The organism is Marinobacter metalliresistant (assembly GCF_038098645.1).
Taxonomy (GTDB): Bacteria; Pseudomonadota; Gammaproteobacteria; order Pseudomonadales; family Oleiphilaceae; genus Marinobacter; species Marinobacter metalliresistant.
Genome location: NZ_CP101118.1, coordinates 160,256 through 172,824, shown reverse-complemented (window position 1 = coordinate 172,824; position 12,569 = coordinate 160,256). Strand labels below are relative to the sequence as shown.

Annotated in this window: 11 protein-coding genes and 1 tRNA gene; 2 read left to right on the top strand and 10 right to left on the bottom strand. The window is 57.6% G+C overall.

What is annotated here, in order from left to right; genetic code table 11:
- Window positions 1-131: 131 nt before the first annotated feature.
- The gene (locus NLK58_RS00850; protein WP_117616845.1) at window positions 132-1,316 is read left to right on the top strand and encodes a pyridoxal phosphate-dependent aminotransferase; all 1,185 of its coding nucleotides are present in this window, start codon (window positions 132-134) and stop codon (window positions 1,314-1,316) included.
- A gap of 71 nt (window positions 1,317-1,387) precedes the next feature.
- A tRNA-Asn gene (locus NLK58_RS00845) sits at window positions 1,388-1,463 on the top strand.
- Between the two features lie 292 nt (window positions 1,464-1,755).
- Here NLK58_RS00845 and pyrF read toward each other — a convergent pair.
- The 10 genes from pyrF to serC form a co-directional block, all read right to left on the bottom strand.
- Window positions 1,756-2,466, bottom strand: coding sequence for an orotidine-5'-phosphate decarboxylase (gene pyrF / locus NLK58_RS00840; RefSeq protein ID WP_341581772.1), 711 nt, complete (start codon window positions 2,464-2,466; stop codon window positions 1,756-1,758).
- A 32-nt stretch (window positions 2,467-2,498) separates the two neighbouring features.
- A complete protein-coding gene (gene lapB / locus NLK58_RS00835; protein ID WP_117616843.1) occupies window positions 2,499-3,668 on the bottom strand; it encodes a lipopolysaccharide assembly protein LapB in 1,170 nt (389 codons plus the stop codon).
- Window positions 3,668-3,970 carry a LapA family protein gene (locus tag NLK58_RS00830; RefSeq protein WP_218634117.1) on the bottom strand — a complete coding sequence of 101 codons (303 nt, stop codon included), beginning with the start codon at window positions 3,968-3,970 and terminating at the stop codon, window positions 3,668-3,670. The genes lapB and NLK58_RS00830 overlap by 1 nt, the downstream gene beginning before the upstream one ends.
- Window positions 3,971-4,030: 60 nt before the next feature.
- Entirely contained in the window at window positions 4,031-4,327 is a 297-nt protein-coding gene (locus NLK58_RS00825; RefSeq protein WP_007154691.1) for an integration host factor subunit beta, read from the bottom strand.
- A gap of 134 nt (window positions 4,328-4,461) precedes the next feature.
- A complete protein-coding gene (gene rpsA, locus NLK58_RS00820; RefSeq protein WP_117616841.1) occupies window positions 4,462-6,156 on the bottom strand; it encodes a 30S ribosomal protein S1 in 1,695 nt (564 codons plus the stop codon).
- Window positions 6,157-6,286: 130 nt separating this feature from the next.
- Window positions 6,287-6,967: a (d)CMP kinase gene (gene cmk / locus NLK58_RS00815; protein ID WP_117616840.1), complete on the bottom strand. Its 681-nt coding sequence runs from the start codon at window positions 6,965-6,967 to the stop codon at window positions 6,287-6,289.
- Window positions 6,967-9,195, bottom strand: a complete 2,229-nt coding sequence (locus NLK58_RS00810; RefSeq protein ID WP_117616839.1) for a bifunctional prephenate dehydrogenase/3-phosphoshikimate 1-carboxyvinyltransferase — start codon at window positions 9,193-9,195, stop codon at window positions 6,967-6,969. The genes cmk and NLK58_RS00810 overlap by 1 nt, the downstream gene beginning before the upstream one ends.
- Window position 9,196: 1 nt before the next feature.
- Window positions 9,197-10,321: a histidinol-phosphate transaminase gene (hisC, locus tag NLK58_RS00805; RefSeq protein ID WP_341581761.1), complete on the bottom strand. Its 1,125-nt coding sequence runs from the start codon at window positions 10,319-10,321 to the stop codon at window positions 9,197-9,199.
- A gap of 48 nt (window positions 10,322-10,369) precedes the next feature.
- Window positions 10,370-11,467, bottom strand: coding sequence for a prephenate dehydratase (pheA, locus tag NLK58_RS00800; RefSeq protein WP_341581759.1), 1,098 nt, complete (start codon window positions 11,465-11,467; stop codon window positions 10,370-10,372).
- A 2-nt stretch (window positions 11,468-11,469) separates the two neighbouring features.
- Complete coding sequence (gene serC / locus NLK58_RS00795) at window positions 11,470-12,552, bottom strand: 3-phosphoserine/phosphohydroxythreonine transaminase (RefSeq protein WP_117616836.1); 1,083 nt, start codon at window positions 12,550-12,552, stop codon at window positions 11,470-11,472.
- Window positions 12,553-12,569: the final 17 nt, after the last annotated feature.

Here is a 12,569-nt window from a genome sequence, read left to right as displayed (position 1 = left end):
ATTAGAGAAATTTAGCGATACGCTGGCTTCATGATACCATCAGTGCGATCGACGGCTGGGCGAAAATCAGCCAGCAGCTCTGGCGCCCGGCGGTCGCAGCCCTATCAGACGCAGCTTTAAGGAGCGCAAGTTTGGACCTTCAACTTTCCAGCCGAGTACAGGCGATCAAGCCCTCTCCCACCCTCGCAGTCACCAACAAGGCCGCGGAACTCCGCGCAGCCGGCCAGGATATTATTGGCCTGGGTGCCGGCGAGCCGGACTTCGATACCCCTGATCACATCAAACAGGCTGCCATTGAAGCCATCGACAACGGCCAGACCAAATACACTGCCGTTGATGGTACGCCAGCCCTGAAGAAAGCGATTATTGCGAAGTTCAAACGGGACAACGGCCTGGAATACGAAGCCAACCAGATCTTGGTAAGCAGTGGTGGCAAACAGAGCTTTTTCAACCTCGCACTGGCCACCCTGAACAAGGGTGACGAAGCCATCATCCCGGCGCCATACTGGGTATCCTACCCGGATATGGTACTGGTGGCCGAAGGTAAGCCGGTTATCATTGAAACCGGTGCCAAGACCCGCTTCAAGATCACCCCGGAACAGCTGGAAAACGCCATCACCGAGCGTACCCGCCTGTTCGTGATTAACAGCCCCTCGAACCCGAGCGGCATGGCCTACACCCTGGAAGAGTTGCAGGCCATCGGCGAGGTGCTGAAGAAGCACCCGAACATCATGATCGCCACCGACGACATGTATGAGCCGATCCTCTGGACCGGCAAGCCGTTCTGCAACATCCTGAACGCCACCCCGGAACTGTACGACCGCACCTTCGTGCTCAACGGTGTGTCCAAGGCCTACTCCATGACTGGCTGGCGTATCGGCTACGCCGCTGGCCCGGCGAAGATCATCGGCGCCATGAAGAAAATCCAGTCCCAGAGCACCTCCAACCCGGCGTCTATCTCCCAGGCGGCAGCAAAGGCTGCGCTTGATGGCAACCAGGCCTGCGTGGGCGACATGGTAAAGGCGTTCAAAGAACGCCACGACTGGCTGGTAGAGGCCCTGAACAAACTGCCGGGCGTTGAATGCCTGAATGGCGACGGAACCTTTTACGTGTTTCCGAGCTTCCAGGGCGCCATTGATGCTGATACCAGTGTCAGTACGGACGTGGAATTCGCCGAAAAGCTACTGACTGACGCCGGCGTGGCACTGGTTCCAGGATCCGCCTTCGGCTGCCCTGGCCACATGCGCCTGAGCTTCGCCACCAGCATGGATAACCTGCACAAGGCGATTGAACGTCTTCAGAAAGTACTTGGCTAAAAAAGTTCTGGCCAAGGGTTGACGGGGCGGTATAGCCAACTTAATATACGCGCCTCGTCACACGACGACGTTCCCCGATAGCTCAGTTGGTAGAGCAACGGACTGTTAATCCGTTTGTCGCTGGTTCGAGCCCAGCTCGGGGAGCCACTATTTTAAAAGCCCGCTAATTCTTTGAGTTAGCGGGTTTTTTATTACCTCTGTGTTTGTTTTCGAAATTGGGGTCAGATGAAGGTTTTCATCTGACCCCGCGTTCACAGACTATATCTCAAAGGTTCGACACGGTGGTGTGGGGCCTCCCTCCCAAAAAATGTTGGAGGCCATGGATGGCCGGAAACAAGCGCACAGGGATGTGCTCGTAGCGGTTTTTTGGGAGGGAGGCCCCACACCACCAGGCTCCAAACCTATCAGGCTAGGGCTCAAGCAAAATACCCACCAAATGCTAGAGGCCAATCACCTCAGCGTGAACAGCCTCCAAAGCAGCCAACGGATCCGCAGCCTGGGTAATCGGGCGGCCGATCACAAGATAATCGGAACCCGCCTTGAGGGCATCGCTTGGGGTCATGATGCGTTGTTGGTCGCCTTTATCGGCAGTCAACGGACGAATCCCCGGGGTGATCAGCTTGAAGTCGGCGCCCTGCTCCGCTTTCAGTTTCGGGGCTTCCCGGGCGGAGCAGACGACACCGTCGAGGCCGCAGTTTTTAGTGAGGGTTGCCAGACGTGATACCTGGACTTCCGGGGAATCGGTAATGCCAATACCGGCCAGGTCGTCGGCGTTCATGCTGGTGAGAACGGTGACGGCAATCAGCAACGGCCGGTCTGCTCCGAAGGTTTCCAGGCGCTCCCGGCAGGCGGTCATCATTTTTTCACCGCCCGAGGCGTGGACGTTTACCATCCAGACGCCGAGATCTGCGGCTGCCGCTACCGCCGCCGAGGTGGTGTTGGGGATGTCGTGGAATTTCAGGTCCAGGAACACATCGAATCCGCGCTTTTGAAGCCCCTCGACTAACTGGGGGCCGGAACGGGTGAACAGCTCCTTGCCCACCTTCAACCGGCATTTGGCCGGATCCAGTTTATCAACCAGTTCCAGGGCCGATTTCCCGGAGGGAAAGTCCAGGGCTACGATGATTTTGGGATCGTTTGCGGTTTGCACGTTCAATTATCCTGCGGAGATTCAGTAAAGGTTTATTCAGCTTCAACGCCCTGGATCGGGCGGACGGTTTCCCATTGCTTGCAGCTTGGGCACAGCCAGTGCAGCTGGCGACCGGAGAAACCACAGCTGACACAGCGATAGACCGGGCGGTTGGCAAGAATCAGGTGGCCAATGCGGCTGACAAGCCGGCCCTCGTCTGTGGTCATACCTTTCTCGTAGCCCGCCATCTCCACCAGCCGCAACAGGCCGCGGACGCTTGGGCGGATCTCCAGTTCCTGCCGTAGCAGATCGATCGCAGCAGGTCGGCCAGAGGCCCGCTCCACGGATTCGACCAGTGCCAGCAATAGACTTGTGCTCGGATAATTCTCGTAAAGCTTGCGCAGTTTTTTCGCCAGGCGTCCGATATCACCGTGCTCGTGCTCAAGCTTCATCAGACGGTCAACCGCTTCCGGACCGAACTCCGGGTTCTGGTCGAAGACTTTCAGGCCCTGATTGCCAGCCTCGCGGAAACTGCCCTGGCGAACCAGCAGCTTCATCAGTATCAGGGTGGCACGCACACAGGAACGGTCGTAATCCAGCGCTTCCCGGGCGAGTTTCTGGGCCTCCCAACGATCATCCTGTTTCAGCGCTTCCTCGGCAAGCTCACAAGTCAGGTATGCCAGAACTTTGAACATGGCGGGGTCAGCATCGCCACGGGTCAGTGTTCGGGCAACCTCCGACGCTTTACCCCACTCCTTTTCCTGCTGGTACAGATCAATCAGCTGCTGGGAAGAATGCCGGCCATATTCCCGGTCACCCATGAGCTGATGCAGCAATGCCTCGGCGCGGTCCAGCAGGCCGGCGTTGAGGTAATCCCGTGCCAGCTCCAGGGTAACCTGTGGCGAAAAGCGTGGCGGCAATTCAGGCCTTGCCAGGAGATTCTGATGAATCAATATGGCTCTGTCCGTTTCGCCCTTATTGCGAAAATGACTGCCAATCGAGAGGTGCAGGCTGACGGTGTCCTTGTTAACAGCAAGGGACTGCACGAAGTTTTCGACCGCCTGGTCGGAATAGTTGGTAAAGAGGAACTGGAGGCGATCCTTTACCGATTCCTCGTCGGAAATGGTTGCCTTTGAGCGGCTTTCATTGCTTCCCAGCCGGCCAACCAGCCAACCAACGGCAACTGCAACTGTCAGCAGCAGCCACTGAAGTACAATATCCATTAAAGCGTCCGGTCGTTCTGGGCCCTGGATTTCTCCAATGCCTGCTCCGCACGATCAAGTCGTTTCTGAAGGGCTCGCCGGGACACCGAGGTACGGACGGTGGCCAGCATGGTAATCAGTACGCCAACCAGCGCACCGATAACAAAGGCCATGATGATCCAGACGGCTACGCCATGAGGCTGGGTTTCAAAAAGCAGAAAATTGAGGGACACCGCCATTTGGTTATTAAGCGAGAACACCAGTGCCAGCAGAACCAGGACCAAAACCAACAGGATAATGAGGATCTTCTGCAATCCTGCCATAGAGGTAGCACTCCCAAAGGGCTGACTAAGCCTGAATTATACGCATTCCCTGAGCAGCGGTTAAAAGCCTTTCTTCAGACTGTCGTTAACCTGCTCTCTCAATTCCTTTCCCGGTTTGAAATGCGGCACAAACTTGGCCGGTAACTGGACAGCCTCACCGGTTTTCGGATTGCGACCGGTACGCGCTGCCCGGTGATGAAGAGAAAAACTGCCAAATCCCCGGATCTCAATTCTCTGACCATCGGCGAGCGACTGGGACATGTGCTCAATGATGGTTTTTACAGCCAGTTCGACATCTTTAACGGAGAGCTGTGTTTGCTTGGACGCAATCAACTCGACCAGTTCGGACTTCGTCATGAGGCGTTTCCCTCTTTCGTTATTGTTCAGCCGTCGGTTGCCGGATTCCCATGACTATCTAGTTTAGCCAAACCAGAAAAAAACACAAAAAAAACGGGCTCTTAGAGCCCGTTTTTTTCACACCAACCGGAAATTCATTCCTTATTGGCGTTTTGCTGCTGCATCTGCTCCTTGATGAGATCACCGATGGTGGTCGCACCAGAAGAGGTTTCGGCAGTCTTGGTCCGCACATTTTCCAGGGCCTGCTTGTCGTCCTCAACATCCTTGGACTTCACAGACAGGTTAATGATGCGGTTCTTGCGATCGATGCTGATGATCTTCGCTTCTACTTCTTCGCCTTCCTTCAGCGCGTTACGTGCGTCTTCAACACGGTCACGACTGATTTCAGAGGCTTTCAGTACCGCTTCAACTTCGTCGTTCAGGGCAATGGTAGCGGCCTTGGCATCAACTGCAGACACGGTGCCCTTAACAATAGAGCCCTTGTCGTTCAGCTGCACAAACTCGGCGAACGGATCGCTCTCAAGCTGCTTGATACCCAGGGAGATACGCTCTCGCTCCGGATCAACAGACAGGATAACGGTTTCAACTTCGTCACCCTTCTTGTATTCGCGAACCGCTTCTTCGCCAGTCTCGTTCCAGCTGATGTCAGACAGGTGAACCAGACCGTCGATGCCGCCGTCCAGACCGATGAAGATACCGAAGTCAGTGATTGACTTGATCTTACCGGAGATGCGGTCGCCCTTGTTGAAGTTGCTGGAGAAATCTTCCCATGGGTTGGATACGCACTGTTTGATACCCAGGGAAATACGACGACGCTCTTCGTCGATATCCAGAATCATCACGCCCACTTCGTCGCCTACCTGGACAACCTTGGACGGATGGATATTCTTGTTGGTCCAGTCCATTTCGGACACGTGAACCAGACCTTCAACACCTTCTTCCAGCTCGGCAAAGCAGCCGTAGTCGGTCAGGTTGGTAACGCGTGCAGTCACCTTGCTGCCTTCCGGATAACGACCCTTGATATCAACCCAGGGATCTTCGCCCAGCTGCTTCAGGCCGAGGGACACACGGTTGCGCTCACGATCAAACTTCAGAACCTTGACACTGATCTCATCGCCCACGTTAACGATTTCGCTCGGATGCTTGATGCGCTTCCAGGCCATATCGGTAATGTGCAGCAGGCCGTCAACGCCGCCCAGATCCACGAACGCGCCGTAGTCGGTCAGGTTCTTGACGATACCCTTGATTTCCATACCTTCGGTCAGGGTTTCCAACAGAGCTTCGCGCTCAGCGCTGTTTTCAGCTTCCAGAACGGCGCGGCGGGAAACAACCACGTTGTTACGCTTCTGATCCAGCTTGATAACCTTGAATTCGAGTTCCTTGTTCTCCAGGTGCGCGGTATCGCGGACCGGACGAACATCTACCAGAGAGCCCGGCAGGAAGGCGCGGATACCGGCCAGATCGACAGTGAAACCGCCTTTGACCTTGCCATTGATAACACCCTTAACCACTTCCTCAGCTTCGAAGGACTTCTCGAGTACCTTCCAGGCTTCTGCACGCTTGGCCTTTTCACGGGACAGACGGGTTTCACCGAAACCGTCTTCCACAGCGTCGAGAGCTACATCGACAACATCGCCGATAGCAATTTCCAACTCGCCTTTTTCGTTCAGGAACTGGGAGGCGGGGATAACGCCTTCGGACTTCAGTCCGGCGTTAACGGTGACCCAGTCGTTGTCGACGTCAACTACGGTTCCCTGGACGATGGAACCCGGCTGCATGTCAATTTCTTTCAGGCTTTCTTCAAAAAGATCCGCAAAGCTCTCGCTCATTATGAGTCCTATATGATCAACGCAAGTGTGCTCCGTGCCACCAGCAACACGGTCTGTTAATAAGTTCCGGATCAAGCCTGTGGCTGGCAGATAACGCTACATCCGGCATTTCAACGACAAAAAGGTGTAGTCAGGCCTGGCCTGCCGCGGCCATACACCTGTCTAGCACCTCTCCTATACCCAACCCCGTAGAATCAATGACTTGCGCATCATCTGCGGGCTTGAGAGGGGCTGCGGAACGGTTCATATCCCGTTCATCACGAACCCGTATCTCCTCTAAAAGGGCGTCAATATTAACATCGACACCCGCGTCCTTCAACTGGCTGTAACGCCTTCTGGCTCTCTCCTCGGCGCTTGCCGTCAGGAAAATCTTGACCGGCGCATCCGGGAACACCACGGTTCCCATATCCCGGCCATCGGCCACCAGGCCCGGAGCCTGCCGGAAGTCCCGCTGGCGCTGCAACAGCGCGTCCCGGACCGGCTGCATCACGGCCACTTTCGACGCGTTATCCCCGGCGGACTCCGTACGTATATCTGCCGTCACGTCCTGCCCTGCCAGAATAACCCGGACCGGCTCACCCTCGGGCGTGGGTTCGAACGCCACATCCAGCCCGGCAGCCACTTTGACCAGCCCTTCCTCGTCGTCCAGGGCGACACCCTGCCGGACGGCGGCCAGAGCCGTCAGCCGGTACAAGGCCCCGCTATCCAGCAAATGCCAACCCAGCTTCCTGGCCAGCATTTGGGTAACGGTGCCCTTGCCGGATCCTCCGGGGCCATCCACCGTGATCACCGGCGCTCTGTTATCCGCCATTATTCAGCCCCCTCGGCTGAAATATTGATTCCCGTACTCTTTGCGAGCTCCACAAATCCCGGGAAAGACGTTGCCACATTGGCGCAGTCGGTCACGGTAATATCGCCTTTGGCCCGCAGCGATGCCACTGCGAAAGACATGGCAATACGGTGGTCGCCCTGGCTGTTGACGGTGCCGCCGCCAATGGTCTGGCCACCATCAATGATGATGCCGTCCGGCGTAACGGTGGTTTCCACACCCAGGGCGGCAAGGCCGTCTGCCATCACCTGGATCCGGTCACTTTCCTTGACCCGCAGCTCCTCGGCGCCTCGCAGAACCGTTCGGCCGGTGGCGCAGGTTGCCGCGATGAACAGCACCGGGAATTCGTCAATCGCCAGTGGCACCTGGTCTTCGGGAATATCAATACCCTGAAGTTCCGCCGAACGCACGCGCAGATCGGCTACAGGCTCACCACCGATTTCGCGCTCATCCAGAACCTCAATACTGGCGCCCATCCGGCGTAGAATGTTGATCACCCCCACCCGGGTCGGGTTCATACCTACATGGCGAAGGATCAGGTCGGAACCGGGCGCAATGCTCGCAGCCACCAGAAAAAAGGCCGAGGAAGAAATGTCGGCAGGTACGTCAATGTTTGTGGCCGTCAGCTTGCCACCACCACTGACACTGGCCGTCGCGCCGTCACGGTGTACGTGGTAGCCGAAGCCCGCCAGCATGCGCTCGGTATGATCCCGCGTGGGTGCCGGCTCGGTAACCGATGTGCTGCCTTCAGCGTAGAGCCCGGCCAGCAAGAGGCAGGACTTCACCTGGGCGCTGGCTACCGGCATTTCATAATGGATACCGGACAGCTTCTGGCCACCGCGTATCTTCAGCGGCGGGCGACCACCTTCGGCCGTGTCAATCACTGCCCCCATGGCTCGCAACGGGTCTGCAACCCGGCCCATGGGGCGGCCGGAGAGACTGGCGTCGCCGGTCAGCTCAGAGTCAAACGGCTGGGCTGCCAGCAGGCCTGCAAACAGGCGCATCGCGGTTCCGGAATTACCAAGATACAACGGGCCACGGGGCGCCTGCAGCCCATGCATGCCAACACCGTGAATCCGGACGAAGCCATCTTCCGGGCCTTCGATCGTGACACCCATATCCCGGAACGCCTGAAGCGTCGCCAGGCTGTCCTCACCCTCCAGGAATCCCTTAACCTCGGTGACGCCGTTGGCAAGCGCACCCATCATGATGGAACGGTGCGACATGGATTTGTCACCGGGTACCCGGATATCACCGGAAATAGCGCCACCGGGCTGAAGACGGAACCTTACCTGCTTTTCACTGTTTTTTGTCACGTAAGCCTGTCCTGAGAGCATCTTTGAAAAATGTTCACGCGCCGCTTTGGCGCGACTGAAAACCCTTAACAGGGTCGCACTGTCCTGGTTAGCAATGGCCGTGCGCAGCTGTTCCAGGTCGTGAGTAAAATGGTCGATTACCCGAAGAACCGCCTCGCGATTCGAGAGAAAGATATCGTGCCACATCACCGGATCACTGGCAGCAATCCGGGTAAAGTCCCTGAATCCACCGGCCGCATAACGGAAAATGTCCATGTTCTCGTCTTCACCCGCCAGGGTGTCGACCAGAGAAAAGGCAATCAGATGGGGCAAATGGCTGGTGGCCGCCAGCACTTCGTCGTGATAGGCCACAGACATGGTCAGCACTGTCGCGCCACAGCCTTCCCAGAGTCCTTTCAGACGTGCCAGATGCGGCTCACTGACATTGTCCGGAGGCGTAAGAATCACCTTGTGGTTGGCGAACAGCTCCGGACTGGCCGCCCGGATGCCGCTCTTTTCAGAGCCCGCGATCGGGTGGCCGGGAATCACCAGCGGCGAAAGGCCACCAAACACGGCCTCAACATCGGCGACAAAGCTGGACTTGGTACTACCCACATCCGTTAGCACTGCTCCGGGCTCCAGGCAGGAGCGAACTTCTTCCAGAACCGCGCGGGTTGCCCTTACCGGCACCGCAAGCACCACCAGATCGGCACCCTTGACGGCATCAGCCACGGTAGGCGCGGCCTCATCTATAACACCAAGCTCTTTGCCGAGTTGCAGCTCCTCGCCGCGCTGGTCTGCACCAACCACCCTGCCAGCCAGGCCATTACGCCGGATAGCACTGGCCAGGGAGCCGCCAATCAGCCCCAGACCAATCACTGCAACCCGCTTAAAAAGAGGTTCGGAAAGCGCCATGTCAGTCGCTCAGCCCCGAGGATGTCAGTGCCTGCGCCAGCGCGTCGATAAACCGCTCGTTCTCTTCCGGAAGCCCAACCGAGACACGGAGATGGCGCGGCATGCCATAACCTGCAATCGGGCGGACAATCACACCGTGGGCCAGAAGAGTCTGGTATACCCCCATGGCCTGCTCACCCACTTCCACCGCAATAAAGTTGCCGGCAGAGGGAATGTAACTGAGCCCCATGCGATCGAATGCCTGCTCAAGCTGGCGCAGGCCGGCACTGTTCACCTCCCGGGAGCGCTGAAGGTAGTCTTCATCATCCAGCACCGCCGTGGCCGCAGAGAGCGCAACCGTGTCGACGTTAAAGGGCTGACGCACGCGGTTGAGGGTGTCGGCAATGGCTGCGGAGCTGACGCTGTAGCCCACCCGCAAACCGGCAAGCCCCCAGGCTTTGGAGAAGGTCCGGCACACGAGCAGGTTCGGGAACCGGGAAAGCAGTTCCACACCGTCAGGATAGTCGTTACCGGTGAGGTATTCGCAGTAGGCCTCATCCAGCACCACGAGGACCTCGGCCGGAATCTTCTTCAGGAAGGCCTCAATGGCATCGGCCTTGTGCACCGTACCCGTGGGATTGTTCGGGTTGGCGACAAAAACCAGCCTGGTACGGTCGGTGACCGCCGCCGCCATCGCCTCCAGATCATGCCCCCATTCCCGGGCAGGCACGGACACGCCCTTTGCGCCAATGGCCCGGGTCACCAGAGGATAAATGGCGAACGCATACTGGGAGAAAATGACTTCCGAATCGGCATCGGCAAAACAGCGGGTGATGACTTCCAGAACGTCATTGGAGCCATTGCCGAGGGTGATCCGGTCCAGCCCGACACCCAGGCGCCTTGACAGCGCCTGCTTGAGATTGAAGCCGTTGCCGTCCGGATACAGGCACAGTTCAGACAATGCCTGGCGGGCGGCAGAAAGCGCCTTTTCGCTAGGCCCAAGCGGATTTTCATTGCTGGCAAGCTTGATGATTTCAGCGGGATTCAGCCCCAGCTCCCGCGCCAGTTCCTCAATCGGTTTTCCTGGCTGGTAGGGCGACAACGCCTGCACGCCCCGGACCGCCAGACTCTGGTAATCAATGGCCATAAATCGTCCTCGACACTCCGTACTCAAAAAAACTGCCGGTTCGGGTACTCAAAGAACGCCAATCGGGTAGGAACCCAACCGCTTGAGCTCAACGGCTTCGTCCTCCACTTCTGCGAGAACCTTGCACACCTGATCGCCCTCCATGTGCCCTTCAAAATCGATGTAGAACACATAGGCCCAGGTACCACTGGGCGACGGCCGGGTTTCGATACGGGTCAGGCTGAGGCCATGGCGATGAAACGGCTCAAGCAGCTGGTACAGTGCACCCGGCTTGTTTCGCATGGAAACCAGAATGGAGGTCTTATCGTGACCGCTGGCAGGGACTTCTTCCCGGCCGATGATCAGGAAACGTGTGGTATTGTCCGGACGGTCTTCAATGCTGTTGGCCAGTTTTTCCAGGCCATAGAGCTCAGCCGCCATGTCGCCGGCAATCGCCGCCGATCCGGGCTCCGCGCCCGCACGTCGCGCCGCTTCGGCGTTGCTGGAAACTGTCACCCGCTCAATACCATAGCGATGGGTGTCCAGCCACTGGCGACACTGGGCAAACGACTGCTGATGGGAATAGATCCGGGTAATTTCCTGATCCTTGTGCTTCGGAGACACCAGCAGGTGGTGGTGAATCCGCAGTTGCACTTCACCACAGATTTTCAGGGGCGAGGACATGAACATATCGAGGGTATGATTGATCATGCCCTCGGTGGAGTTCTCCACCGGCACCACACCGTAATGGGCAGCGCCGGATTCAACCTCCCGGAATACCGCATCAATCGCGGGCAGCGGCACGCTGATCACCGAGTGACCAAAATGCTTGAGCGCTGCTGCCTGGGTGAAGGTACCCACCGGCCCCAGGAAGGCAATGTGCATGGGCTTTTCCAGCGCCAGGCAGGCCGACATGATTTCCCGGAACAGACGGGCCATTTCCTCACCGGACAATGGCCCCGGGTTCTGCTCCTTGATTCGGCGCAGCACCTGGGCTTCCCGCTCCGGGCGATAGAAAAATACGTCCTGCCCCGGATTGGCTGTGGTCTTGACGTGGGCGACTTCCTGGGCACAGGTTGCCCGGGCGCTGATCAGCTCCATGAGCTTCTGATCAATCTGATCAATCTCGTCCCTCAGCTCTGCGAGCCGGACCTGCTCATCACTCATGGTCAGCCACGCTCCTTCGCAAATTCAGTCATATATTCGATCAGCGCATCAACACCAGCCTCGGGCATCGCGTTGTAAATACTCGCCCGCATACCACCCACCGAGCGGTGGCCGGCCAGGTTCAGCAGGCCACGGGCATTGGCTCCTTTCAGGAATTCACCGTTCAAGGCGTCGTCTGCCAGGGTAAACGGCACGTTCATCCAGGACCGGAAACGCGGTTCAATGGGGTTGGCGTAGAAATCATTGGTGTCGATGAACCCATAGAGCTTTCTGGCCTTGCGCAGGTTCACTTCACCCATGGCCGTTACACCACCCTGCTCTTTCAGCCACTGGAACACCAGGCCCGCCAGATACCAGGAATAGGTCGCGGGGGTGTTGTACATGGACCCGTTATCGGCAATCACCTGATAGTTCATCATGGTGGGGGTCTCCCTGCGGGCCTTACCCAGCAGATCCTTGCGGATAATGACCACCACCAGGCCCGAGGGGCCGATGTTTTTCTGGGCGCCGGCGTAGATCACGCCAAACCTGGAAACGTCCACCGGCCGGGAAAGCATGGATGAGGACATATCCGCCACCAGCGGGACCGACGGGCTCTCCGGAACAAAGTCGAACTCCAGACCGCCAATGGTCTCGTTCGGCGTGTAGTGCAGGTACGCTGCATCTGCACTGGTCTGCCAGGAGGACTGGTCAGGAATCGTGGCAAAACCGCTGTCTTCCGAGCTGGCCACCACGTTCACAGTGCCATAGCGGCTCGCCTCGGCAATGGCTTTCTTGGACCAGATGCCCGTATTCACATAGTCAGCAGCGTTTTTTTCACCCAGCAGGTTCAGGGGAATGGTGGAAAACTGGCTGGACGCCCCACCCTGCATAAAGAGAACGGCGTAATCGTCCGACACGCCGGCCAGTTCACGCAGATCTTTTTCTGCAGTTTCGGCAATCCGGACAAACTCGTCGCTGCGATGGCTCATTTCCATCACCGACATGCCGGTACCGCGCCAGTCGAGCATTTCATCCCGCGCCTGACGAAGCACGCTTTCCGGCAAGGTTGCCGGGCCTGCACAAAAATTATACGCCCTGCTCATGTTGCTGTGATCTCTCA